Source organism: Haemophilus pittmaniae, assembly GCF_900186995.1.
GTDB lineage: Bacteria > Pseudomonadota > Gammaproteobacteria > Enterobacterales > Pasteurellaceae > Haemophilus_D > Haemophilus_D pittmaniae.
In genome coordinates, this window is the sequence record NZ_LT906463.1 from 798748 (window position 1) to 825293 (window position 26546).

Here is a 26546-nt window from a genome sequence, read left to right on the forward strand (position 1 = left end):
ATGAAACCATTGAATATCATCTTTGCCGGCACGCCGGACTTCGCAGCACAGCATCTTGCTGCACTCTTAAACTCTCATCACAATATTATTGCTGTTTATACACAGCCTGATAAACCGGCTGGACGCGGTAAAAAATTGCAAGCCAGTCCCGTAAAACAGTTGGCTGAGCAGCATCAAATTCCAGTCTATCAACCCAAATCCTTACGCAAAGAAGAAGCACAAGCCGAGATTAAGGCATTAAATGCCGATGTGATGGTTGTCGTTGCCTATGGGCTGATTTTACCTCAGGTAGTGTTAGATACGCCCCGTTTAGGTTGTTTAAATGTGCATGGTTCTCTGTTGCCACGTTGGCGTGGCGCTGCGCCTATTCAGCGGTCTATTTGGGCAGGGGATCAACAAACTGGTGTGACAATTATGCAAATGGATGCGGGTTTGGATACTGGTGATATGTTACATAAAGTGTATTGCGATATTGATGCACAAGAAACCTCCGCCTCGCTTTACCATAAATTAGCCGAAATTGCGCCGTCTGCATTGATTGATGTTTTGGATCATTTGGAAGAACGGAAGTTCATCGCAGAAAAACAAGATGATAACCAAAGTAACTACGCAGAAAAACTTTCCAAGGAAGAGGCTAAATTAGATTGGTCGTTATCGGCAGCCCAGCTTGAACGTAACATTCGCGCGTTTAATCCTTGGCCGATTAGTTTCCTACAATTAACCGATGAACAAGGTAATGAACAAACCCTAAAAGTGTATGCTGCTGGAGTATTGCCACATGTAGATAAGCCCGCTGGGACGATTTTAAGTGTCGATAAAAAAGGTATCCAAATTGCCACCGCAGAAGGTGTTTTGAATTTACTGCAATTGCAGCCAGCTGGTAAGAAACCAATGTCGGTGCAGGATTTTCTGAATGGTAGGGCTGATTGGTTTAAAGTGGGCAAGGTACTCGGTTAATGAAATATCAACATAAAAAAACAGAAAAAGCGACCTTACTTTCGGTTCGAGCTATTGCTGCTCGACTGATTTTACAGGTTTTAGATCAAGGTAAGTCCTTATCAACCTTACTTCCAGAAGTGCAATCGCAGGTAAAGCCACAGGATTTGCCTTTATTACAGGAAATCACCTTTGGTATTTGTCGCGTATTGCCTCGTTTAGAAAATATTATTAAGAAACTATTAGATAAGCCATTGAAGGGTAAAACCCGCATCGTGCACTGTTTGCTATTGGTGGGATTGTACCAGTTACTTTATATGCGCGTGCCCGCTCATGCTGCGGTAGATGAAGTAGTTAATGCCACAAAATCATTAAAATCGGACAGTTTTCGCGGTTTGGTAAACGGTGTATTGCGCCGTTTCTTGCGGGAACAGGAAGATATTCTTGCTATAGTGGATAAACATTGGCAAACGCTTCATCCTGAATGGTTTGTGAATAAACTCAAAAAGGCCTATCCGAATTGGCGTGAAATTATTGAGGCGAATAACCAGAAGCCACCGATGTGGTTACGGGTCAATCAACAACAAAATAATACGGAAACCTACCGAGCATTATTGGAAGAGCTGGAAATCAGCGCATTTGAATGTGATAACCCGCATGCTTTGCGTCTAGCGCAACCGCTTTCCGTCACAAAGTTACCAAATTTTGAACAAGGCGCAGTAACAGTTCAGGATCTCAATGCACAATGGTCGGCCTTATTGCTTGAGCCACAAAATGATGAATTAATTTTAGATGCTTGTGCGGCTCCAGGTGGGAAGACAACACATATTTTAGAAATGGCGCCACAAGCGAAAGTGATTGCGCTTGATGTTGAGGCGCATCGCTTAAAACGTGTCGAAGAAAATCTTGCCCGTTTGCACCAGCAGGCTACAGTGGTTTATGGGGATGCGACAACCCCTGAAAAATGGCTTGCAGAAATAGGATTAAGCGGCCAATTATTTGATCGTATTTTATTAGATGCACCTTGCTCAGCAACGGGCGTGATTCGTCGTCATCCAGATATTAAATGGTTACGTCAAGAAACGGATATTGCTCAATTGGTTGCCTTGCAAGGACAAATTCTAAAAGCGCTTTGGGCAAAATTAAAACCTAATGGTATTTTGCTTTACGCGACTTGCTCGGTGCTTCCTGATGAGAACAGTCAGCAAATACAGCATTTTTTAACTGAAACACCCGATGCAGAATTAATGCCATTGCCGTTTGAGCGAACAGAAAGTGCGGTTGGAGTCCAATTCCTACCACAAGAGCATGGTGGGGATGGTTTCTATTATGCAAAATTGCGTAAATGCTCAGCTTAATTTAAGGTTATTCTCAGAGTAGGCCAACAGCGGATTATTAGCGGAGAAAATGGAATGAAAATTATCATCTTAGGTGCCGGTCAGGTGGGAACCACGTTAGCTGAGAATTTGGTCAGTGAAGATAATGATATTACTTTGGTTGATAACGATTCCCAGCATCTACAAAACCTGCAAGATAAACACGATTTACGGGTAGTGCACGGTTCACCTTCATCACCTAAGGTGCTGCGTGATGCGGGGGCGGCTGATGCCGATTTAATGGTTGCAGTAACGCAGTCCGATGAGATAAATATGGTTGCTTGTCAGATGGGCTATACCCTGTTTAATACGCCGACCCGGATTGCTCGTATTCGCAATGCAGAGTTTTTACGCGAGAAAGATAAATTATTTAACGACCAAAATGTTCCTATTGATCATTTGATTTCGCCGGAAAACTTAGTGACTGACGAAATTACCCGCCTGATTGCTTATCCGGGAGCGTTACAGGTGGCTCATTTTGCCAATAATCACATCAGTATTGTGATTGTTAAAGCCTATTATGGTGGACCATTAGTTGGTTACGCTATCTCGGCCTTTAAGGAACACTTGCCGCATGTTGATTGCCGAATTATTGCTATCGTACGTAATGATAAAGCGATTCGTCCACAAGGTTCCACGATTGTTGAAGCGGGGGATGAAATCACCTTTATTTGTGCTACTGAACATATTAAGGCTGTCATGAGCGAATTGCAGCGTTTAGAAAAACCTTATAAACGCATTATGGTCGTTGGTGGTGGTAATATTGCCTCTGGGGTCGCTAAACAACTGGAAGCGCATTGCCAAGTTAAGTTAATTGAGCGTGATGCCGAACGGGCCAAAGCATTGGCTGAAAAACTTTCTAAAACCCTGGTTTTCCAAGGCGATGCCTCAGATCAAAACTTACTTTTTGAAGAGCATATCGAAAACGTAGATGTGTTTTTATCCTTAAGTGCCGATGATGAAGCAAATATTATGTCAGCCTTATTGGCTAAGCGTTTAGGCGCTAAAAAAGCTATGGTGCTAATTCAGCGTATGGCCTACATTAATTTAATTCAAGGAGGGACCATTGATATTGCCGTTTCTCCGCAACAGGCTACGATTTCTGCGTTATTAGGTTATGTGCGTAAGGGCGATATTAAAAATGTCGCCTCATTGCGTCACGGTATGGCTGAAGCGATTGAATTAGTGGTACATGGTGATGCAACGAGTTCGAATGTCGTGGGGCATACTATTGGTGATCTTAAGTTGCCGTTGGGAAGCATGATTGGTGCGATTTTACGACGCAATGAGGTAATTATGTCGCGCCGTCAAGTCGTGATTGAAGAAAATGACCGCGTAGTGGTTTATATCAGTGATAAAAAACATGTACCGGAAATAGAGAAATTGTTCCAGCCTAGTGCATTTTTCATCTAAATCTGTTTACTTTTTGATCTTAGTCAATATAATACGCACTCTTTTTAACCATTTACAGGAAATATTTATGAGCTTTATAAAGGAATTTCGCGAATTTGCAATGCGCGGTAATGTTGTTGATATGGCAGTCGGTGTGATCATCGGTGGCGCATTCGGAAAAATCGTTAGTTCTTTAGTTGGTGATGTTGTGATGCCAGTATTAGGTATCTTAACCGGCGGTGTTGATTTTAAAGATTTAAAAATCACCTTGGCAGAAGCTGTGGGCGAAACTCCGGCAGTTACTTTAAACTACGGTGTGTTTATCCAAAACGTGTTTGATTTCATCATTATCGCATTCGCAATTTTCATGATGATCAAAGGTCTTAACAAATTGAAGAAACCGGCGGAAGAAGCGCCAAAAGGCCCAACTCAAGAAGAGTTATTGGCTGAAATTCGCGATTTATTGAAAAAATAATTATCGCACCAGACATTAAAAAAGCGGGTATGAAACCCGCTTTTTTTATTTCTTGTCATTAACCGATGAGCAATGCTACCGCTTCACAGGCAATACCCTCACCACGTCCGGTAAAGCCTAATTTTTCGGTGGTAGTGGCTTTCACATTAACCTGCTCAATGGCGCATTGTAAATCTGCGGCAATGTTGGCCCGCATAGCATCGATATGAGGACGCATTTTGGGTGCTTGGGCAATCAGAGTAACATCCACGTTAGCAACCCGAAATCCTTTTTCCATGATTTGACGAAATGCTTCCCGTAGCAAGATTCGGCTGTCAACATTTTTATATTGCATATCGGTATCGGGAAAAAGTTTGCCGATATCACCTAATGCGGCCGCACCTAATAGAGCATCAGTTAATGCATGCAATGCCACATCCCCATCGGAATGGGCGATGAAACCGGTATGGTAAGGCACTTCCACGCCGCCGATAATCAGCGGGCGTAATTCGCCAAAGGCGTGCACGTCAAAACCGTGGCCGATTCGTAAATTCATAATGTTTCTCCCGTTAAATAAAATGCGGCTAAGGCTAAATCTTCCGGGCGGGTTATTTTGATATTATCACTACGACTGGCAATTAATAGGGGATGTTGGCCGGCGAATTCCATCGCCGAAGCCTCGTCAGTAATATTTAGCCCCAGATGCAGAGCATGGCTCAGTGCCCGTTGTAAATCTTGCAGAGGAAAAAATTGCGGAGTTTGCGCCTGCCATAAATAACGCCGGTCTTCTGTCTTAGCGATACGCCCTTGCTCATCCGCCCGTTTAATTGTATCGACCACTGGAATAGCCAAAATTGCGCCCTGTGGATCTTTCACTTCGAGTAACAAATCAATTTCAGTTGTGCGTAGACAGGGGCGCGCAGCGTCATGGACTAATACCCATGCGGATTTATCAGCGATTGCTTCTAGTCCGTTTAGGACTGATTCAGCGCGCGTTGCTCCACCATGAACCAAGCGAATTTTCGGCTCAGATAAATTCAAGGTATTAATATAGGGATCGGTAGGACTTACTGCAACGATGATTTGACTGATCGCCGGGTGTTTTGCGAGCACAGCCAGACTATGTTCTAAAATGGTGCGGCCGGCAATCGATAAATATTGTTTAGGTCTATCGGCGCCCATGCGGGCTCCTACACCGGCAGCCGGTACTACGGCAATAATGTTACGTGCCATTATTTATGCTCTTTCACTAAGTGATAAAAAATTTCGTTCGGCTTCACCATGTCATGTTGCATGCGCGCCCGTTCCTCAATCGAATCGAAGCCTTTGGTCAGCCCCTGAATTTCTGCTGAAATCATTTGGTTGCGTTGGCTGAGTTTTTCATTTTCAGCTTTGTTTTCAATGATTTGTTGGGTGATTTCTTTATTGTCGAAATAGCCGTTTTTGCCAAACCAAAAATCATATTGAAATAATAACAGCACGCCCACCAAAATGGCCGTTAACAGTCGCATATCGCCTCCCTTTACAAAATGGCGTTTAGTTTACCCAAAATTGCCCGTGCGGGCGAGCCGTCAGGCGGAATTTTTGGCATTTTTTACCGCCACTTAGCATGCCTCCATTGTAAATGCACTATCGAAAATTAGAGTTTTCTCTAAAATAACACGTAATCTATTGATTTTATTATGATTGGTGTAAAAATTCATTTGCCCAGACTTAATTAAGTAAAAATGCAAATTATTTTCAGCTTTCGGTATAATGCGCGGGTTTTGTCATAACAATCGGAGAGATAATGAAACCGACCGTAATCATTTTAGGCTTGGTCACTTTTTTTAGCTTGGCTGTACAAGCCAAGGAAGAACCTCAAATTGTGCAGGGAAAATTAGACAATGGCCTGCAATATACAATTTTACCCTTACATGAGCAGAGTAATCGGGTGGATATTCGGATGCGTGTGAAAGCTGGCTCAGTGGATGAAAATGAACGCCAAATTGGTGGGGCACATATGCTGGAACACATGGTATTCCGCGGTTCACAGGAATATCCCCAAGGTGTGATGAAAATGCTGTTAGATAAGGGATGGAAACGCGCACAGAGCTATAACGCAGTCACTAACGCTGATACTACTACCTATATGTTTAGCCCGCCACAGGGCGCTAAGGATTTGTCGTTTAGTTTGAAAGTGCTGGATCAAATGCTGTTTCATGCCAATATCTCCCAACAGGATTTGGATGATGAACGAAAAATTATTTTGGAAGAATGGCGCTCCGGACAAGGTGTTGCCTCTCGTATGAACGTGCAACGTACCGCCAGTATTCGTGCGGATTCCCGTTATGCACGTTGGCCGGTGATAGGAACGCCGCAGAGTATCGAAGCCATGCCGGCAACGGAATTACAGGCCTTTTATCAAACTTGGTATAAGCCAAATAACATGCATTTGATGATTATCGGTGATGTGCAACCACAACAGGTCGAGGCAGAGATCCAACAAACCTTTGGTAAGGAACAGGCACAAAGTTTGCCATTGCGTAATTATCGTAATCCTAATTTGGCCGAACGTTTGCAATTTAATCAATTGGGCGATGAAAAAAGTGCGGTGAGTCAGATTGCCTATATTTTCCGTTTAGACGATAGCGCAGCTAATGCACAGACCGAAGAAGGACGAAAATTGCGTTTAACCGAACGATTGGCGCTTTCGTTGCTATCCCATCGTCTACAAAATCAAAAAGAAGCATTTCCCCAAGGTGTGAGCGCGTTGGCAGTGCGCAAATCCGATATCGGTGAAACAACTACCGCAGTGGGGTTGTTTGCTACCGTTGACGGCAATGCCCATCAGCTTGGATTACAACAGATTGTTACGGAATTAGCCCGTTTGCAACGCTATCCGGTGAGCCAAAAAGAATTGGATGAAGAGAAAAAACCGCTTTATCAGCAATTGGACTTTGCGGCCAAAGGCGGTAAAGAGCGACAATTCGAAGATTGGGTAAATGTGATGAATAGTACGTTGTTTATGGATAAACCCTATTTCTCCCAACCGGAATTGGCGAAGTTAAGCCGCCCACTCTTGGATGCGATTACCCCAGAGGATGTACAACGTCTATTACAACATTGGTTTACTGCCAAGGATCGCATTGTGCAATATCAATCGCCACGTCAGGCGCAGATAGAACCAATTGATCGAGTTGTGTTTGAGCGTATACAAAAACAAGTACAGGCAGAGAAGCTTACCGCACCAATTGAAAAAGCCGTCTTACCGACTATGGAATTGTTACCGCTTGGTGACCAAACTGCCGGAAAAATTATTCATACCCAGTATTTTGAAAGCGAAAATGTCACGGCATGGACTCTCGAAAACGGTGATAAAGTCATGTGGTTGAAAACCCCTTTGGCCAAGGGGCGTAGTTATTTTAAAGCGATGAATTCCGGTGGCTTTATGGCTCAAGGACTATCACCTTGGCAAAGCCAAATGGCAGTACAAATGATTGGACAGTCGGCACCGGAAAATTGGCAGATTGAGCAATTAACACAGTGGAAAAAAGATCACAAAGTGAATATCAGCCTATCGCAGGATGCGACCAATGTTACTTTTAGCGGTGAAAGTGATGATACCGATTTGGCAGATCTGCTACGTTTATATTATGCACTTGCCCAGCAGATTAATATTTCCGAGGGCGTGGATGAAGTTGTGGAAACGATGCAAAAAGACCTCGCCAAGCGCGCTGAAACACCGCAGGATCGTGAAATTAGCGATGCTTTACAACAACTGCGTTTCGGAAAATTATTAACTGCGACTGAACCAACCATAGAGGAATTGAGTAAAGTTACCGCACAAAGTCTCAATGCTGAATGGGGGAAAATCCGTCGTTTACCAACCACCTACTATGTTATCAATGATTTATCACTAGAGGCGATGCAAGGCCTGGTGCAACGCTATTTAGCTAAATTCCCGCGCGATAAAGCATTGCCACAGATTGAAGAAAAACCGCTTACCGGCGTGCATCAAGCGACCATTAAAGCGAATGTAGAACCGCGTACCGATCTGTATCTTGATTTTTATCGTGATCATCCTTGGAAAGGGGAGGATGCGATGTTAGTCGCCTTAATTCGCCCAATTATGGCCAATAAGCTTAAGGCCGGCTTGCGCGATGAATCCTTGGGGATTTATCGATTACGTTTGGATAGCACATTAAATCCGCAGACCAATCGTATTGAAAGCCGTCTGTTCTTTGGCGCTAAACCGGAAAATATGCCACGTTTATTGGCTCAGACGAAACAAATTCTGGCTGCTTTGCCTCATCAAATTAGCCAAGAAGAGGTTGACCAGGCCAAGGCTGATTTGGCTAAACAGGAACAGGTGCGCCAAGAGGATGTACGAACGCTAATGAATCGTTTGGTGTTGAGTGAAACCCATTATCACAATCCGAGTTATTTAACAGCCAGTAAAAAATTATTGGATGGTATTAATCTAGAAAGTGTGAAAAAAATGGCTGAAAACGTGAGCTCGCTCACAAATTCATCGGAATTGCTAGTGGAGCCCAAATAAAACTGTCACAAGAGGGAATGGGCTTGCTATACTTTCGCCCGTTGTTTTTTAGTTAAAAGGAAACCATCATGAAAAAATACTTAAAATTATCCGCAATTGCTGCTCTTTCTGCTTTTGTATTAGCCGGTTGCGCCCAAAAACCGAATGCCGATGCTCAATTGGAACAGCAAGCGGTATTGGGATTAAACTGGATCCAACAATCCGGTGAATATCAAGCCTTGGCCTACCAAGCGTTTAATTCGGCGAAAACCGCATTTGATCACGCGAAAGTGAGTAAAGGTAAGAAAAAAGCTGTGGTGGTGGATTTAGACGAAACCATGTTGGATAACAGCGCTTACGCCGGTTGGCAGGTGAAAAACAATAAACCGTTTGATGGTGCTGATTGGACCCGCTGGGTTGATGCCCGTCAATCTGCTGCAATTCCGGGTGCAGTGGAATTTAACAACTACGTGAATAGCCATGGCGGTAAAATGTTCTATGTCACTAACCGTAAGGACAGCAATGAAAAAGCCGGTACTATCGATGATATGAAACGCTTAGGCTTCAATGGTGTGGAAGAGAGTGCTCTTTATCTGAAAAAAGACAAATCTGCGAAAGCCGCACGTTTTGCTGAAATTGAAAAACAAGGCTATGAAATCGTGCTTTATGTGGGCGATAACCTAGATGACTTCGGTGATAGCGTATATGGCAAACTTAATGCGGAACGTCGCAATTTCGTTGCGCAAAACCAAGGAAAATTCGGTAAAACCTATATCGTGTTACCAAACCCGAATTATGGTGGCTTTGAAGGCGGTTTAGCCAAGGATTACTTTAAAGGCGACTCTGCAGCGAAAGTACAAAATCGTTTAGAAAACGTACGTGCTTGGGATGGCAAATAAGCCTTTCTGCTTGTTATTACCATGACAATAAAAAATCCGCTTCGGTTTACCGAATGCGGATTTTTTTATTCGCCAAGAAATTAGAAACGCGGGGGCGATTTTCCAAGTTTTCCTAAAAATCGAATGTAACCCATTGATTTTATTAGCATTGGTTTAAAAAAGAAAAACGGCGGGAAGACCGCCGTTTATCGTTATCAGGATTGTGCGATTAGCTGATGGTGGTTCCTTCTTCGGTTCCAAGAACCACTTGGCGAAGAGCACCCGGTTTGCACATATTGAATACGCGAATTGGCATGCTATGGTCGCGGGCCAAAGTAAATGCGGCCAAGTCCATTACTTTCAATTCTTTATCGATGACTTCTTCATAGGAGAGTGTTTGGTAGAGTTTGGCATCCGGATTGTGGGCCGGATCGCAATCGTACACGCCATCCACTTTGGTGGCTTTTAAAACCACATCTGCTTCGATTTCAATACCACGTAAACAGGCTGCTGAATCAGTGGTAAAGAATGGGCTACCAGTGCCGGCAGAGAAAATCACGACGCGTTTTTCACGTAACATTTTAATTGCTTCCGACCAGTTGTAAGTGTCGCAAATACCATTTAATTGGAAAGCAGACATTAATTTAGCGTTTACATCAGCGCGGTGTAATGCATCGCGCATTGCCAAGCCGTTCATCACTGTGGCCAACATGCCCATGTGGTCACCGACAACGCGGTTCATGCCCGCTTTGGCCAATTTAGCACCGCGGAATAAATTGCCGCCGCCTAAAACCACGCCAACTTCTACGCCCATGGCGATCAATTCTTTAATTTCTAAGGCCATGCGATCCAGGATGGACGGATCGATACCGAACCCTTCATCGCCTTGCAAGGCTTCACCGCTTAATTTCAGTAAAATTCGCTTATAAATTGGTTGGCTCATCGTATTTTCCTTATTGGGGACTTAAAAAATCGGCTCATTTTATAGGATTAGTGCGCCCGTAACAATGGAAATCGGTAAACAAGTTGCGCTAGAATAGCCGACCTCAAAATGAGGAGAATGTTATGCAAAACGCAAAACGTCCGGTTCTAAGCCTGATGTTGATCTTAATCTGTGCACTCGCCGCAGCCTATTTGATGTTGCGTGGTTCGGGAATGTTTGCCGAGCCGACAGCGGGATTAGTAGTGGTGACGGCTCTGGTGATTATTTTATTGTCATCGGCGAAAAAAGCCTTCTATTTTCTCTTGCTGCCCTTAGGCTGCATTTATGCTTTTTATACTCCGACCGGGCTGAATTTTGGTGCGCCAAGCTATCAATATATCGCCTCGGTATTTTCCACCGATATGTTGGAGACTAAAGAATTTTTATTGCAGATTCCTATTTCCAGCTATTTAGCCGCGATTGCAATTCCGTTGCTGTTGTGGATGCAATACCGGTTGGCGCGTCGGGCTAATCTGGCATTTTATCGTAATAAAACCTTCTTAGCCCTGAGTGGGCTTTGTGTAGCCTTTTATTTGCCGGTGGCGGAGCCTTTGAAAGAGGCAGTTTCTTCCACTGTAAAAATTATTGATGAAGTGCAGAAGTTGAAAGCGATGGCGAAAAGTAGCCAATGGGGTACCTCCACTTTGGAAGATTCCCGTTATCAGGATTATGTGATTATTTTAGGTGAAAGTGCCCGTAAGGATTATTTACATGCGTACGGCTATCCGGTGGGGGATACACCTTTTATGTCTTCGGCTAAGGGAACATTGATTGATGGAATGACATCGGCCGGCTCCAACACGGTCGCTTCGCTACGTTTGATGCTCACTTTACCCGATAAGCAAAACTGGGAACCTAACTATGATTTGAGTTTGGTTGATTTAGTGAAATCGGCAGGCATTAAAACCTATTGGTTATCCAATCAAGGCTTTTTAGGTGAATTTGATACACCGGTGGCGGCGTTAGCGGCTAAATCCGATGAGACGATTTTCTTAAAAAAAGGCGGGAGCTTTAATTCCACTAACTACAGTGATTTTGATTTATTACCCAAATTTACCCAGGTATTAGAAGATCCTGTACAGGGTAAACGTTTTATCGTATTACATATTTATGGCTCGCATCCATTGGCCTGTGACCGTTTGGATGACTATCCGAAAATCTTTAATGAGCAGGCTATTGAGCAAAAATACGATTATTTGAATTGTTATGTTTCATCCATCAAGAAAACCGATGATTTTATTAAAAGGGTATATGATACGTTGAAACAAAATGAACAAAGAACCCATCGTAGTTTCTCACTGATTTATTTTTCCGATCATGGCTTATGCCATCAGGAAGATGATAAACATGGTGTGATATTGTTTAATCAAAACTGCCATAGTCGTTTGCATCACAATATCCCACTATTTAAGATTTCCTCCGATGATCAGGAACGTAAGGAATATAAAACCTTTAAATCAGGTTTGAATTTCTTGGAGGGAATTGCTCATTGGATTGGTATAAAGAATCCGAAACTTACTTTAGATGAAGATTTATTCTCGGGACAGGCGGATAAAGAAGATTACGGTTTGCAGAAATTGATCGAGGAAAAATATCGCAAGGATGTGGATCCGGCAATTGATATTCGTCCTAAAAAATAAAGATAACAAAAAAGCCGATAATCAAAATTATCGGCTTTTTGATATCTCAAATCAGAGAAAATTAAGCGTTACCGCCAGTGATTTTTGCTACTTCAGCAGCAAAGTCTTCTTCTTTTTTCTCGATACCTTCACCCACTTCTAAACGGATGAAGTTAGACACTGAAGTGTTTACTGATTTTAAGAAGTCGCCAACAGATACAGAAGGATCCATTACGAATGGTTGACCTGTTAATGAAACTTCACCGGTGAATTTCTTCATACGGCCTTCAACCATTTTCTCTGCGATTTCTTTTGGTTTACCAGAGTTAACCGCGATATCAATTTGGATTTGACGTTCGTGTTCAACTACTTCTGCAGGTACATCTTCTGGGTTCACGAATTCTGGTTTAGATGCAGCTACGTGCATTGCCACTTTTTTAAGTTCGTCTGCAGAACCTTCACCGGCAACCAATACACCGATTTTCGCACCGTGTAAGTATTGAGCGATTACTTTACCATCTAAGTAAGCAACACGACGGATATTCATGTTCTCACCAATTTTAGCAACTAATGCAGCACGTTTTTCTTCGAATTGTGCTTGTAATGCTTCGATAGTAGTGCCTTTGTGAGCTGCTGCGAAATCGGCAACTTCGTTAGCTAAGCCTAAGAAGCCTGCATCTTTTGCTACGAAGTCGGTTTCACAGTTCATTTCAACTAATACGCCGAAACCGTCTTCAATACGGGCAAGGATAACACCTTCAGCGGCAACACGGCCTGCTTTTTTAGCGGCTTTAGCTTGACCGGATTTACGCATGTTGTCGATAGCTAATTCGATATCGCCGTTTGCTTCAACTAATGCTTTTTTACATTCCATCATACCGGCACCGGTACGTTCACGAAGTTCTTTTACTAATGATGCTGTGATTTCAGCCATTTTGAAAATCCTCTATTAAAGTGCGGACAAACCGGACTTTGATATAAAAATACAGGGGCTAAAGATTAGCCCCTGTGCCAATTAATCGTTTGATTAATAAGGGCTTAAAGCCTTATTGCAAAACTTAAATTATTCAGCTTCTACAACAACTTCTTCTTCGATAACGACTTCAACGTTGTTACCGCGACCTTCTTTCACTGCAGCTGCAGCAGAAGTAAGGTAAAGTTGGATAGCGCGGGTTGCGTCATCGTTACCTGGGATAACGAAATCAACACCAGCCGGAGTAGAGTTGGTATCTACAATAGCAAATACTGGAATGCCGAGGTTGTTGGCTTCTTTAACTGCGATATGTTCGTGGTCTGCGCCGATAACAAATAATGCATCTGGTAAACCGCCCATATCTTTGATACCGCCAAGGCTTAATTCAAGTTTTTCCATCTCACGGGTACGCATTAACGCTTCTTTTTTGGTTAATTTGTCAAAAGTACCGTCTTGAGCTTGGGTTTCTAAATCTTTTAAACGTTTAATTGATTGACGAACTGTTTTCCAGTTAGTCAACATACCACCTAACCAACGGTGGTTTACGTAATATTGTTGACAGTCTAATGCTGCAGCTTGTACTGCTTCTTGAGCCGCGCGTTTAGTACCAACGAATAATACTTTACCGTTGTTGCTAGCAATACGGGTTAATTCCGCTAAAGCTTCGTTGAATAAAGGTAAAGTTTTTTCTAAGTTGATGATATGAACACCGTTACGAGCACCAAAAATGAAAGGTTTCATTTGTGGGTTCCAGTAACGAGTTTGGTGTCCGAAGTGTACGCCCGCGTTGATCATGTCGCGCATTGAAACTTGTGCCATAATATTTTCCTTTTGTTGGGGTTGAGCCTCCACATATCAGCCAATCGACCGTTTGGCACCCCGATTGAGCCTTGTTGATATGTGTGTGTTGTTAATAAAAAATAAAAATGCCTTTTAGTACTTTTTCAAGGCCCAAAAGGCGGTGCGTTTTATATCATAAAGTATCGTGAAAAACCAGCTTATTTTGTCACTATCTCGGCTTTTCTTGCTTTTATAAATAACAAGGGCGGTCGATGTCGTAAATCTTTAAATTCTTCATGCCATTGTGGTTGTTCCGCCAGCATGGGTTCGGCCATTTGAAGAATTTGAAAACCGGCGGCAATTAAATTATTGATAATGGTTGCGGTGGTACGATGGTAGGTTTTAAAGGGTTGTTTAAACCAATTGCGCTCGCGTTCTCCCTCATCTCGATAGTGATTTAAGCGATAGGCTAACTGTTGTTTATGTTGATCCTTTTGCCAGCGCTCGCCCTCTTTATGGCAAGTGGTAATTGGATGCTCCTGGGAAAATACCAAGATGCCGTTAGGTGCGAGTTTATCGGAAATCATCGTTAATAGAGCGGGAAAATTCTCAATGTAATGCACAGCAAAGGAGCTGGTAATGACATCAAAGTTTCCCTCCGGTAATTCGGCTAAAGATTCCATCGGAAGTTGATATAACGAAAAACGCCCTGCAAATTCAGCGCGTTTCTGTAGCTCTTGTGTCGCTTGTTGGAGCATTTTTGCCGAAAGATCCGTTCCCACTACTTTTTTTGTCGCCCCCCGTTCTAGATACAGTTGTAAATGCCCGCCGGTCCCACAACCTAAATCCAGTAATGTTTTGCCGAGTAAATCTGGTAACAATGAAAGCATCGTGGGTTTTTCCACAATTTCATTGAGGCTGATGGGATTGGCACGGAGTTTTTGGTACAGTTCGAAAAAGTTTGAGGTGTCGTAAACGCTGGTTTTGTTATGCATTGCAGTTCCTTGGGTAGATTCCCCCTCTAATTGTTAAGAGGGGGAACATGAGAGCTTGAGTTATCCGGCAAAACTTGCAAACCATCCTAAGTTTGCACCTACTTGTGCCACAATATTTAATACGCCGAATAAGATTACAAAACCAATCATAAAATTACCACCATACACTTTATAAGTCGCATTTGGGAATTTTTGGCGACTTGCTTTAGCAAGCAGTGCCGGCACGATTGCTGCCCAAATGGCTGCAGCTAATCCCGCATAACCAATGGCAATCACGAAGCCATAAGGGAATTGTAAACTTAACAATAGTGGAGGTAAGAACGTCACCAATGTGGTTTTTGTTCTGCCTAATAAGCTGTCATCAAATTTAAATAAATCAGCAATATAATCAAATAAACCTAACGTTACCCCTAAGAATGAAGTTGCAATAGCCATATAAGCAAAGAAATTCAATACAACCGCAATGTATTCCACTTCAATATATTTGTGTAATGCTTCTAATAATGCCGATACATCACCGCCTTTTTCAATTACGGGTACAAATTCTGTACGTGGTAAATTACCTTGCACCGCAAGCTGCCATAAGATGTAAATCACTAATGCTAAGCTCGTACCGATAAAGATCGATTTCATTACACGACTACCATCGCGATCGTAATATTTGACGAGACTCGGTACATTTCCATGGAAACCAAAAGACACTAAGCAAACAGGAAGTGCGGTCAATAAATAAGGTAAATAAGTTTGATCACCTTCTGCAATAGTATTGAATAACACTTCTGTTTTTACAGAGCTCAATAAACCTGCGGTAGAAAGGAAGAAAGCAACTACCATCCCAACAATCAATACCGTCGTGAAACGGTCCACAGCTTTAGTGGAAAGCCACACGAAAGCCGCAAGAATAAAACAGAAAATTAAGGAGCCAGAAGTACGTCCAATATCGACCGCACTTTCAGCAGAACCAAAAGCCTGGTTGAGCAAGTTTTGTGTAATACCGCCACCAGAAGTGATATAAGCATAAGTTAAAATATACAAGACGAAAGCAACAGAAAGACCATTGATAATATTCCAACCTTTACCTAACAAATCTTTTACGATGGTGTCAAAGCTTGAACCGGTAGGATAATGTAAGTTGGCCTCTAAGATCATCAAACCTGATGTGGTCATACAAAACCAAGTGTAAACAAAGACCAGAATAGAGCCGATAAACCATACACCAGCCGTTGAGGTCGGGTTGGCGAGCATGCCGGCACCGATTTCGGTACCGGCAATAATCATGGCACCGCCGAGTAATGAAGGGGAAGTTCGTTGCATTGGGGATCCTTAGATATAAAAAGTTGCACTACTATAATAGTACAGGGTGGAAAAGGCAATCTTTTTGTCATTTGCCATCGCTAGACAATCGAAAAGTGATAAAACTATAATGCGGCGGCGTGACAGACGCCCCTATGAAAAATAAAGTTTTTCCAAAAATAACATCTAAGTTATTGATTTTATTATGGTTGATTTTAAAAGCCATTTTTATTCATGTATTTTTTGTAACGAATAGACAAGGGATTTTTATGAAAAAACGTATTTTAACCGGTTGGTTGGCGCTGGGATTGGCTTCCGGCGTGTTGGTGGCCTGTGCCGATTCCGCCAGTATCAACCAGCAGGCAGCCAGCAGTTACCGTCAGGAAATGGGGCGTATTCAATCGCAGGGCGGGGTTGATACCTCATCACCAACAGCGATTCGCATAAATAAGGTATTTAAGCGCATGGTGCCCTATGCCAACAAAATGAACCACACGGGACAGGCATTTAGCTGGCAAATGACCGTTATTAAATCAAAGGAATTGAATGCTTGGGCAATGCCGGGCGGTAAAATGGCGTTTTATACCGGCTTGGTTGAGCGCTTGAATTTAAATGATGATGAAATCGCCACCGTTATGGGGCACGAAATGGCCCATGCATTAAAGGAACATGGTAAGGCTAAAGCCAACTTTAGTACCTTTAGCAGCATTGCTTCAGGATTGGGCGGCGCTGCCTTGTCTGTGGTTGTGGGCGCGGATGTCACCAGTTTGGTAAACCTCACCGCGGATTTTGCGTTGGATAAACCCTATTCCCGCAGTGCCGAAACCGAAGCCGACGAAGAGGGTTTAATGTTAATGGCGGCAGCCGGTTACAACCCACAAGCCGCACCGGGTTTATGGGATAAAATGCAACAAGCCGGTGGCGGGCAGGGGGCATTAAGTGCCTTATTGTCCACACATCCAAGTGATGCGGCGCGGCGTGAAAACCTACAGCGACTATTGCCGCAAGCTATGAATATTTATCAGTCAGCGCCCAAGGCGGACTTGTAGTATTATGTAGCTAACTCATTGATTTTATTCATTTCAACATCATGCGACTAAGTTCTTTGGACGGTCGCATGATTTATTTCCTGCAATTCCCGCCCTTTGCTTGCATTCCCTTGGTCAGCCTGTAAACTAGCGCGAATCTGAACAAAATACGTAATTTTATGAGCAAGAAAAAAGCATTTCAAAGCGCCGATCCACATTATCAGCAGGAATTGGCTAAATACGGCAATCCTATTCCCAGTCGAGAATTTATTCTTTCCACGATTGATCAAAACAATGCCCCGATGAGCCGAGAAGAATTGGCCGAAGCCTTGGGGTTGGCGGATGAGGAGCGTTTAGAAGGGCTACGTCGCCGTTTGCGTGCCATGGAAAATGATGGCCAGTTAGTATTTACCAAACGTAAGCGTTATGCCTTGCCGGCCAAATTAGATTTGCTGAAGGGAATGGTGCTCGGCCATCGTGATGGTTTTGGCTTTTTGCAAGTGGAAGGACAAAAAGATGATTTGTTTATTCCCCATCATCAAATGCAACGCGTGATGCATGGCGATTATGTGTTGGCGCAAACCGCCGGATTGGATCGCCGTGGTCGTCGCGAGGTTCGGATTGTACGGGTATTGGAAAACCGTAAAAAGCAAATTGTTGGCCGGTTCTTTTTGGAAAACGGCTTCGGTTATGTAGTGCCTGATGATAGCCGTATCGGTCGAGATATTTTAATTCCCGACGATGCCCGTTGTGGTGCTCGTATGGGGCAGGTTGTGGTAGTAGAGTTGCAGGAACGTTCAGCTTCCTTTAACCAACCGGTCGGTCGAATTATCGAAATTCTCGGTGATAATATGGCCAAGGGAATGGAAGTGGAGATTGCCCTACGCAATCATGATATTCCTCATCAATTCCCAGCCGCAGTAGAAAAATATGTTAAGCGTTTCGCCGACGAAGAAGTGCCGGCGGAAGCCAAACAAGGTCGTGTTGATTTGCGTGCATTGCCGTTAGTAACCATTGATGGAGAGGATGCTCGCGACTTTGATGATGCGGTATATTGTGAAAAACAGGGCAAAGGTTGGAAACTGTGGGTTGCAATTGCCGATGTGAGTTATTACGTACGATTGCACACTGCCTTGGATAAGGAAGCCTATAATCGCGGTAATTCCGTGTATTTCCCGAATCGGGTGGTACCAATGTTACCGGAGGTGCTTTCCAATGGCCTTTGCTCGCTTAATCCACAGGTAGACCGGCTATGCATGGTATGTGAAATGCAGATTTCCGCTAAAGGAAAGCTTACCGACTATCGTTTTTACGAGGGGGTGATGAATTCCCATGCTCGTTTGACCTATAACAAAGTCGCAGCGATTTTGGCCGATGATCAGGAATTAATTCAACGTTATCAACCCTTAGTTGGGCACTTGCGCGAGTTGCATCGTTTATATCTGGCGTTAGCCAATGCCCGTAAACAACGTGGTGCAATTGATTTTGAAACCATTGAAAGCAAATTTATTTTCAATGCCTTGGGGCGCATTGAACGGATTGAGCCGGTAGTACGCAATTATGCCCACAAGATGATTGAAGAATGTATGATCGCGGCAAATATTGCGGCAGCCAATTTTATGCAAAAACATAAAGAGCCGGCGCTTTATCGTATCCATACGCCACCGGGTGAGGAAAAACTCAGTTCTTTCCGTGCATTTTTGGCCGAATGTGGCTTAACCTTAGGAGGCGGGTTGAAACCGACCACCAAGGATTATGCCGAATTGCTGGAGCAGGTTAAAGAACGTCCTGATCACGGATTAATTCAAACGATGTTGCTACGTTCGCTCAGTCAAGCGGTATATCATGCGGATAATTTCGGACATTTCGGCTTAGCCTTGGAGGAATATGCTCATTTCACTTCACCAATTCGCCGTTACCCCGACTTAACCCTACATCGTGGTATTAAATATTTACTTGCCAAGGCCCAAGGCGCGAAACGCAAAACCACCGATGGTGGCGGCTATCATTATTCCTTTGAGGAAATTGATGTGCTCGGGGATCATTGCTCTATGACTGAACGACGCGCCGATGATGCCACTCGTGAAGTTGCCGATTGGTTAAAATGTGAATATATGCAAGATCATGTGGGCGAAAGCTTTAGCGGGGTGATCTCTTCGGTTACCGGTTTCGGACTATTTGTCCGTTTGGATGATTTGTTTATTGATGGCTTAGTGCATATTTCTACCTTGGATAACGATTATTATCGCTTTGATATGGAAAAACAGCGTTTGATTGGCGAAAACAGCGGAATGATTTACCGCTTGGGGGACAAGGTAAGAATTAAAGTGGAAGCCGTTCATTTACAACAAAAAATGGTAGATTTTTCACTGTTGGAAAGCGAACGTAAGCCACGTCGAGCCGGTAAAACCGCTAAGCAAAAGGCTAAACGCAGTTTTCAGGAATTGCCACAGCGTACTCAATCGAAAGGTAAAACAACGGCAAGCGCAGCGAGAACTAAGAAAGCCCCGAAAAAAGTGGCTACGCGCTCAAGCACTGGCAAAAAAACTGCCGATAAAAGAAAGTCAGGCTCTCCTAAAAGATCCTCCAAACGGAGTAATCGCAAAGCATAATTAAGGTCGGCGGGAGTATAGCCCGCCATTGATTCATCTCGGCCGCAAGGCCCCTATAAATGAAATAATCACTATGTCAGATAATATTTACGGTATTCATGCCGTACAAAGCATTCTAGCCAACAGTCCGGAACGTTTAATTGAAGTTTTTGTGTTAAAAGGACGTGAGGACAAGCGCCTACAACCTTTATTAAACGAGCTTTATGCATTAGGCCTGTCGGTGCAATTTGTCAACCGCCAAACCCTGGATAAAAAAGCCAATGGTGAGGTGCATCAAGGTATTATTGCCCGAGTACAACCGGCCCGTGAACTAAATGAAGTTGATTTAGATAGTATTTTACAAACCCATTCAGCACCTTTATTACTGGTGTTGGATGGGGTAACCGATCCGCATAATTTGGGCGCTTGTTTGCGTACAGCCGATGCTGCGGGGGTTGTCGCGGTGATCGTACCGAAGGATAAATCAGCGCAGCTGACCTCGATTGCACGTAAGGTAGCTTGTGGTGCGGCGGAAACCGTTCCCTTGATTCGCGTGACTAATTTGGCGCGCACGCTACGCGATTTGCAGCAACAACATAATATTTGGGTGGTTGGTACCGCCGGTGAAGCTACAGAAACCCTTTATCAGAGCCGTCTAACGGGGCCTTTGGCGTTAGTGATGGGGGCGGAAGGAGAAGGTATGCGCCGATTGACTCGTGAGCATTGCGATCAATTGATTAGCATTCCTATGGCCGGTTCGGTGTCTTCCTTAAATGTTTCGGTCGCGACCGGCGTTTGTTTGTTTGAAATTGTCCGTCAACGCTTGGCCGTGTAATCGCCAGCGAGTGAGCTGAACAACGCCCCTTGGGTTTTACGAATTTTGCTAAAAACAATATGTAACCCATTGATTTTATTAGGGTTGGTTTAAAAGTCAAAATGTAGGCTTGAGTGGTTCCTTGCGTAAGGGGAATGGCCGTAAGTTGAGATGATAATTGTTATCAAAAATTGATTTGGATCATGAAAGTGAATGAAATTAATTGTATTGGTTCGACCAGTTCTATAGAATCCGCGCATCCGAATGATTTTGGATATCTTGTTCCTAAAATTAAAATAGGCCGTCTGCGAGAGGACGGCCTATTTTTTTGTCTGTTGGTTACTGTTGTTTGGCTAAACGACCAATCAGCATGCTTAGTAACATCACGGTTAATGCCGGTAATAACCAAGGTAAACCAAGATCGTACAGCGGTAGCGCTGATAGCGTTTGATTGATGCTTTCCGGCAACCAACCTAGATTGCGCAAGCTGTCACAAAGGCTGAAACACAGTGTGGTCAACAAGGTGGCATAGTAGCTCAGCTTGATTGATGGTAACTGACGACGAATTAATTGTAGCGCTACCAGCATAATGGCTAACGGATAAATCAATAATAAAGCCGGAATAGTCACCCGTAATAAGGTAGTGAGGCCATATTGAGAAATTGCGGTTGTCATTAAGGTAAAGATGATGACCCAAAACGGATAGCCCAAACGAGGGTGGAATTTAGCAAAATAATCGGCAGCTGCGCTGGTTACACCAACCAGGGTTGTGAGATTTGCCAAGATAATAATGCCGGCCATCATCCAAGTACCACGCTGACCGAATAATTCTGCCACATAACGGGAGAAAATTTGTCCGCCATTTTTTGCAGTTTGTGCCACATCAGCCGCGGTTGCCCCGAGATAAAAGAGTGAAAAATACAACGCTGCCAACATTACCACGGATACTGCACCGGCCGATAATGTGTATTTCATGACCACGTTACCTTGGCTAATACCTTTAACCGCTAATGCCCGCGAGACAATACCGCCGAAGGCAATTGCCGCCAATACATCCATGGTTTGATAACCGCCTAATAGCCCTACGGTGAGAGCTGGTTGTTCGGCATAGGCTTGCGTTGGCATTTGAATCGGAGAGAGCGGTGAATTAATCACAGAAATACTAACGACCACTAAAAGAGCCAACAATGCCGGCGTCATGAATTTCCCAACACTCGAAATAATAGTATTCGGGCGTAACATAAACAGCATGGCGATTAAATTGAAAATCAGGGAAAAGGTAAAACGACCAGTTTCATCATCGGTAGTTACGTTTAGTGGTAACCAAGCCATTTCGTAGGCAACATTGGTCACCCGTGGCATGGCAAAAGTGGATCCAATAACTAAATAGAGAATACCCAAGAAAGCAATTTCTGCCCAACGTGGGAGATCGCGGGTCAGTATTTCCCCTCGCCCGAGAGTCGCCACGCACACTAAGGTAATAAACGGCATTAATACGCCGGTTAGGATAAACCCGGTTGCTGCAACAGGCCAATGTTGACCTGCCTGAAAACCTTCCATTGGCGGAAAAATAATATTCCCCGCGCCCAAGAAAAGGGCAAAAATCATCATGCCCAACACCAAAATATCTTTACGTCTTAACATCTTTTAGTTTTATTACAAATTGAAAACAGCCTGCATTCTATTATAAAAATGCATAAAACCCCAGTTTATTGTGGGGAAAAAACTGGAAATGAGCCCGAATAAAGCATAAAACACTTTTATTCCATAATGAAATAAAAATGTGATAGTATCTTTCCCTATTTTCTTTTTTATCTGTTTTTTAGGGAGTGGTTAGCGTGTTAAATTTAGTTAAACGCTTTTTCCAACGGGAATCTTCTGGTGGAATTTTATTATTACTTTCTGCTATTACGGCAATAATTTTTGCGAACTCTGTTTTTGTTTCGCTTTATCATGATTTCTTAAATTTACCGGTTGCGATTCGTATCGGCGATTTTTCTATCGATAAAACCCTGATTCATTGGATTAATGATGGGTTTATGGCGGTATTTTTCGTATTGGTCGGAATGGAGGTAAAGCGCGAGTTGCTGGAAGGCTCCTTGGCCAGTTATCAACAAGCGGTCTTTCCGGCTATTGCAGCCTTGGGTGGAATGATTATGCCGGCGGCGGTGTATTGGGTGTTAATAGGTGGACATAGTGAATTTGCCAATGGTTGGGCAATTCCAATGGCAACCGATATTGCCTTTGCGCTAGGGATCGTAGCATTGTTGAGCAAGCGGGTACCTTTACCGTTAAAAGTCTTCTTATTGGCTTTGGCGATTATTGATGACCTAGGGGCTATTGTCGTGATTGCCTTGTTTTTCTCGCAGGATCTAAGTTTGACGGCGTTGGTGTGTGCGGCATTGGCGATTATCGCGTTGATTTTACTCAATCGTTTTCGGGTGAGTGCGCTTTGTGCTTATCTTTTAGTGGGCGGTTTTTTATGGGCGTCAGTATTGAAATCGGGAGTACATGCGACTTTAGCCGGCGTAATTATCGGCTTTTCTATTCCATTACGCGGACAACATGGCGAAACTCCGTTACATGATTTTGAGCATGCTTTAGCGCCTTGGGCCGGTTTCTTTATCCTGCCACTATTTGCCTTTGCGAATGCCGGGGTAAGTTTTGAGGGGCTAAATTGGGAGATGTTAGCTTCACCGCTATTAATGGCGATAACCCTAGGGCTGCTGGTGGGTAAACCATTAGGTGTTTTTGTGTTTAGTTATATCTCGGTGAAATGTGGTTTAGCCAAGTTACCGCAAGGCGTTAACTTTAAGCAAATTTTTGCGATTGCTGTGTTATGTGGTATTGGTTTTACTATGTCGATGTTTTTAGCCAGCTTGGCCTTTGAGACCGCCGCCGGGGATAGTATTAATGCTCTCTCGCGGCTTGGTATTTTGCTCGGTTCCTCACTTTCAGCCATATTCGGTTATGGCTTATTAAAAGCGGTGACGGCAAAGAGTGCATAAGTCATAAAAACGGGTGGAGGAGACTTCGCCCGTTTTTAATTGCACTAAGCAACTTCATTACCTTGAGTTCAACGGGGTAAAACCGCATAATAAGCAACTTTATTGCTATTTTAATAATTACAACGAGGCTCCCTATGTCCGATGCTCCGCAAGATTTGGCTGAAAACTCCGCTGACAAACGTCAAAAACGTAAAAAAAACCTCGCCATTTTTTTCTTTCTTCTTATTCTTTCAGCTGTTGCGGCAACGGTATATTGGGCGTTATTTGTGCGGGGCTATGCTGAGACTGAAGATGCTTATGTAAGCGGTAATCAGGTACAGGTTTCGTCCCAAGTCGCGGGGAATATAGCCCGAATTAACGTGGATAATATGGATAAAGTGCGTGCCGGAGATATTTTGATTGAGTTGGACGATACCAATGCCAAATTGAATTTTGAAACGGCGCAAAGTACCTTAGCCAATGCGGTGCGGCAGGTTCAACAATTGGAATTTACCGTCAAACAGTTGCAGTCGCAGGTGCAAGCAAATCAAATTAGCTTGCAACAAGCACAAGGTAATTTAGCCCGTCGCGTACAATTAGCTAAAAATGATGCGATTGATAAAGAATCCTTCCAACATGCCAAAGAGGCAGTGGCATTAGCCGAAGCCAATTTACAAATCTCCAAAAATCAACTGGCGGCCAATCAGGCGCTATTATTATCCCGTCCTTTACGTGAACAACCACAGGTACAAAACGCCATCAGTAATCTTAAAAGTAGTTGGTTGGCTTTACAGCGAACTAAAATCTTAAGCCCGTTGGATGGTTATGTGGCACGTCGTAATACACAAGTGGGACAGGCCGTTTCGGTAGGTAGCCCGTTATTGGCCGTAGTGTCAACCGAGCAAATGTGGTTGGATGCTAACTTTAAAGAAACCCAATTAACCGATATGCGCATTGGCCAACCGGCAACCATTCATTTTGATTTGTACGGCAAAAACAAAGTTTTCCATGGTACCGTTGTCGGTATTGAAATGGGCACCGGTAGTGCGTTTTCCTTGCTGCCGGCACAAAATGCTACTGGTAACTGGATTAAAGTAGTACAACGAGTACCGGTACGTATCAGTTTAGATCCTCAAGAAATGGCTGATTATCCGTTGCGCATCGGACTTTCCGCAACCGTGGAAGTGAAAGTAGAGAATCCGCAAGGTGAAACGCTGCGAACCGGGAAGCCGGAAAGTACACTCTATAGCACCGATGTATTGCGCTATGACGAAACGCCGATTAATCAATTAATCGAGCAAATCATTAACGATAACAGCCGCTAACCATGTCCGCACAAAAATTCCCACCAGTAGAGGGGATGTTGTTGGTTTTGCTGACTTTTTCCCTATCCTTGGCTACATTTATGCAGGTGTTGGATTCTACCATTGCAAATGTGGCGATTCCGACCATCGCCGGTGATTTGGGAGCATCTTCTAGTCAAGGCACCTGGGTCATTACCTCCTTTGGTGTGGCTAATGCAATTTCTATTCCCATTACCGGTTGGTTAGCTAAGCGTTTTGGTGAAGTCCGGCTATTCTTAGTTGCGACCTTTTTATTTGTGGTGACCTCTTGGTTGTGCGGTATTTCCCATAGTTTGGAAATGTTGATTCTATGCCGGGTCGCGCAAGGTGCGGTGGCCGGGCCGATTATTCCACTCTCGCAAAGTTTGCTATTAAACAATTATCCACCGGAAAAACGCCCAATGGCGCTGGCTTTCTGGGCGATGACTGTTGTGGTAGCACCGATCTTCGGGCCAATTTTAGGCGGTTGGATCAGCGATAATATGCATTGGGGATGGATTTTCTTTATTAACGTCCCTATTGGTTTAGCGGTCATTGCGATTAGCTGGTGGATTTTATCTCGTCGGGAAAGTGCTGTGCAGCATCAACCGATTGATACAGTGGGCCTAATTTTATTGGTTGTGGGTGTGGGCTCACTACAATTGTTATTGGATAAGGGCCGCGAACTGGATTGGTTCAATTCTAATGAAATTATTATTCTCAGTATTTTGGCGGCAGTTTGTTTGATTGCGTTGGTGATTTGGGAATTGACCGATGATAATCCGGTGGTGGATATCTCATTATTTAGGTCGCGTAATTTTAGTGTGGGTTGTTTGGCCTCCAGTTTGGCTTTCTTGGTCTATTTGGGCTCAGTCGTATTGATTCCACTATTGTTACAACAGGTGTACGGTTATACCGCGACATGGTCGGGGCTAGCTTCTGCACCGGTGGGATTATTCCCGATTTTATTATCCCCGCTGATTGGCCGTTTCGGCGCTAAAATCGATATGCGTTGGTTGGTGACCATCAGTTTCGTGGTGTATGCCATTACCTTTTATTGGCGCGCGGTGACCTTTGAGCCGGGAATGGCTTTTGTGGATGTGGTGTTGCCGCAATTGGTTCAAGGGATTGCGGTAGCCTGTTTCTTTATGCCATTGACAGCTATTACCTTATCGGAAATTCCTCCGCAAAAAATGGCTTCGGCCTCTAGTCTATTTAACTTTTTACGAACATTGGCCGGCTCTATCGGAACATCCTTGACGACCATGCTTTGGTACAACCGTGAAGCCGTTCATCACACACAATTGGCCGAAAGCATCAATCCGTTTAATCCGCTATCGGTACAATATTTTGACAGCATGGCAAGATTTGGCTTAAGCGAGCAACAGGCCGCTTCGAATATGGCACGGCAAATTACCGCACAGGGGTTTATTATTGGGGCGAATGAAATATTTTATCTTTCAGCGGCAATTTTTTTGATGCTATTTGTGGTGGTATGGTTTGCCAAACCGCCTTTTGGCGCGCGGCATTAATTAAAGACTTCGGCAAACGCCCCCTTGAAAAACAAAGTTTTCTCTAAAAATACATGTAACTCATTGATTTTATTA

22 protein-coding genes are annotated in these 26546 nt (G+C 43.7%); 13 read left to right on the plus strand and 9 right to left on the minus strand.

From position 1 onward, the window contains the following. From fmt to mscL, 4 genes are all read left to right on the plus strand, one after another. On the plus strand, positions 1 to 957 hold the full coding sequence (gene fmt / locus CKV74_RS04065; RefSeq protein WP_007242215.1) for a methionyl-tRNA formyltransferase: 957 nt from the start codon (positions 1 to 3) through the stop codon (positions 955 to 957). After that, a complete protein-coding gene (rsmB, locus tag CKV74_RS04070) occupies positions 957 to 2294 on the plus strand; it encodes a 16S rRNA (cytosine(967)-C(5))-methyltransferase RsmB (protein WP_007242217.1) in 1338 nt (445 codons plus the stop codon). The genes fmt and rsmB overlap by 1 nt, the downstream gene beginning before the upstream one ends. 54 nt (positions 2295 to 2348) lie before the next feature. Further along, positions 2349 to 3725, plus strand: coding sequence for a Trk system potassium transporter TrkA (gene trkA, locus CKV74_RS04075; RefSeq protein ID WP_007242200.1), 1377 nt, complete (start codon positions 2349 to 2351; stop codon positions 3723 to 3725). Between the two features lie 67 nt (positions 3726 to 3792). Beyond that, the gene (mscL, locus tag CKV74_RS04080; RefSeq protein WP_007242209.1) at positions 3793 to 4179 is read left to right on the plus strand and encodes a large-conductance mechanosensitive channel protein MscL; all 387 of its coding nucleotides are present in this window, start codon (positions 3793 to 3795) and stop codon (positions 4177 to 4179) included. 58 nt (positions 4180 to 4237) lie between these two features. On the opposite strand, the gene ispF is transcribed toward mscL, so the two are convergent. From ispF to ftsB, 3 genes are read right to left on the minus strand one after another with little or no spacing between them, the layout of a single operon-like run. Continuing rightward, on the minus strand, positions 4238 to 4714 hold the full coding sequence (ispF, locus tag CKV74_RS04085) for a 2-C-methyl-D-erythritol 2,4-cyclodiphosphate synthase (RefSeq protein ID WP_007242257.1): 477 nt from the start codon (positions 4712 to 4714) through the stop codon (positions 4238 to 4240). Then, on the minus strand, positions 4711 to 5391 hold the full coding sequence (gene ispD, locus CKV74_RS04090; protein ID WP_007242242.1) for a 2-C-methyl-D-erythritol 4-phosphate cytidylyltransferase: 681 nt from the start codon (positions 5389 to 5391) through the stop codon (positions 4711 to 4713). The genes ispF and ispD overlap by 4 nt, the downstream gene beginning before the upstream one ends. Next, positions 5391 to 5669 (minus strand): cell division protein FtsB, encoded by a 279-nt coding sequence (gene ftsB / locus CKV74_RS04095; RefSeq protein WP_007242214.1) that lies wholly within the window; start codon positions 5667 to 5669, stop codon positions 5391 to 5393. The genes ispD and ftsB overlap by 1 nt, the downstream gene beginning before the upstream one ends. A 278-nt stretch (positions 5670 to 5947) precedes the next feature. On the opposite strand from ftsB, the gene CKV74_RS04100 reads away from it, so the two are divergent. Further along, positions 5948 to 8698, plus strand: a complete 2751-nt coding sequence (locus CKV74_RS04100) for a M16 family metallopeptidase (protein WP_095176772.1) — start codon at positions 5948 to 5950, stop codon at positions 8696 to 8698. A 68-nt stretch (positions 8699 to 8766) separates the two neighbouring features. After that, on the plus strand, positions 8767 to 9576 hold the full coding sequence (locus CKV74_RS04105; protein WP_095176773.1) for a 5'-nucleotidase, lipoprotein e(P4) family: 810 nt from the start codon (positions 8767 to 8769) through the stop codon (positions 9574 to 9576). Positions 9577 to 9784: 208 nt separating this feature from the next. Here the strand turns inward: CKV74_RS04105 and pyrH are convergent, their stop codons facing one another. Then, positions 9785 to 10498, minus strand: a complete 714-nt coding sequence (pyrH, locus tag CKV74_RS04110) for a UMP kinase (protein ID WP_007242188.1) — start codon at positions 10496 to 10498, stop codon at positions 9785 to 9787. A 122-nt stretch (positions 10499 to 10620) separates the two neighbouring features. Between pyrH and CKV74_RS04115 the strand changes: the two genes are divergently transcribed. Next, a complete protein-coding gene (locus tag CKV74_RS04115) occupies positions 10621 to 12177 on the plus strand; it encodes a phosphoethanolamine transferase (RefSeq protein ID WP_007242157.1) in 1557 nt (518 codons plus the stop codon). A 61-nt stretch (positions 12178 to 12238) separates the two neighbouring features. On the opposite strand, the gene tsf is transcribed toward CKV74_RS04115, so the two are convergent. From tsf to mtr, 4 genes are all read right to left on the minus strand, one after another. Next, a complete protein-coding gene (tsf, locus tag CKV74_RS04120; RefSeq protein WP_007242231.1) occupies positions 12239 to 13090 on the minus strand; it encodes a translation elongation factor Ts in 852 nt (283 codons plus the stop codon). Between the two features lie 129 nt (positions 13091 to 13219). Next, positions 13220 to 13948, minus strand: a complete 729-nt coding sequence (rpsB, locus tag CKV74_RS04125) for a 30S ribosomal protein S2 (protein WP_095176774.1) — start codon at positions 13946 to 13948, stop codon at positions 13220 to 13222. Between the two features lie 179 nt (positions 13949 to 14127). Next, positions 14128 to 14904, minus strand: coding sequence for a class I SAM-dependent methyltransferase (locus tag CKV74_RS04130; RefSeq protein ID WP_007242198.1), 777 nt, complete (start codon positions 14902 to 14904; stop codon positions 14128 to 14130). 60 nt (positions 14905 to 14964) lie between these two features. Next, positions 14965 to 16218, minus strand: coding sequence for a tryptophan permease (gene mtr / locus CKV74_RS04135; RefSeq protein ID WP_007242240.1), 1254 nt, complete (start codon positions 16216 to 16218; stop codon positions 14965 to 14967). Between the two features lie 248 nt (positions 16219 to 16466). On the opposite strand from mtr, the gene CKV74_RS04140 reads away from it, so the two are divergent. The 3 genes from CKV74_RS04140 (at position 16467) to rlmB (ending at position 20651) form a co-directional block, all read left to right on the plus strand. Beyond that, a complete protein-coding gene (locus tag CKV74_RS04140; RefSeq protein ID WP_039847792.1) occupies positions 16467 to 17246 on the plus strand; it encodes a M48 family metallopeptidase in 780 nt (259 codons plus the stop codon). Between the two features lie 158 nt (positions 17247 to 17404). Beyond that, positions 17405 to 19837, plus strand: coding sequence for a ribonuclease R (rnr, locus tag CKV74_RS04145; RefSeq protein ID WP_095176775.1), 2433 nt, complete (start codon positions 17405 to 17407; stop codon positions 19835 to 19837). 73 nt (positions 19838 to 19910) lie between these two features. After that, on the plus strand, positions 19911 to 20651 hold the full coding sequence (gene rlmB, locus CKV74_RS04150) for a 23S rRNA (guanosine(2251)-2'-O)-methyltransferase RlmB (RefSeq protein WP_007242194.1): 741 nt from the start codon (positions 19911 to 19913) through the stop codon (positions 20649 to 20651). A 318-nt stretch (positions 20652 to 20969) separates the two neighbouring features. On the opposite strand, the gene brnQ is transcribed toward rlmB, so the two are convergent. Beyond that, positions 20970 to 22274 (minus strand): branched-chain amino acid transport system II carrier protein, encoded by a 1305-nt coding sequence (gene brnQ, locus CKV74_RS04155; protein WP_007242160.1) that lies wholly within the window; start codon positions 22272 to 22274, stop codon positions 20970 to 20972. Positions 22275 to 22468: 194 nt separating this feature from the next. Between brnQ and nhaA the strand changes: the two genes are divergently transcribed. From nhaA to CKV74_RS04170, 3 genes are all read left to right on the plus strand, one after another. After that, positions 22469 to 23638, plus strand: coding sequence for a Na+/H+ antiporter NhaA (gene nhaA, locus CKV74_RS04160; RefSeq protein ID WP_007242259.1), 1170 nt, complete (start codon positions 22469 to 22471; stop codon positions 23636 to 23638). A gap of 134 nt (positions 23639 to 23772) precedes the next feature. Continuing rightward, positions 23773 to 24942 carry an EmrA/EmrK family multidrug efflux transporter periplasmic adaptor subunit gene (locus CKV74_RS04165; RefSeq protein WP_095176776.1) on the plus strand — a complete coding sequence of 390 codons (1170 nt, stop codon included), beginning with the start codon at positions 23773 to 23775 and terminating at the stop codon, positions 24940 to 24942. Positions 24943 to 24944: 2 nt separating this feature from the next. Continuing rightward, the gene (locus CKV74_RS04170) at positions 24945 to 26471 is read left to right on the plus strand and encodes a DHA2 family efflux MFS transporter permease subunit (protein WP_007242219.1); all 1527 of its coding nucleotides are present in this window, start codon (positions 24945 to 24947) and stop codon (positions 26469 to 26471) included. Positions 26472 to 26546 lie beyond the last annotated feature (75 nt).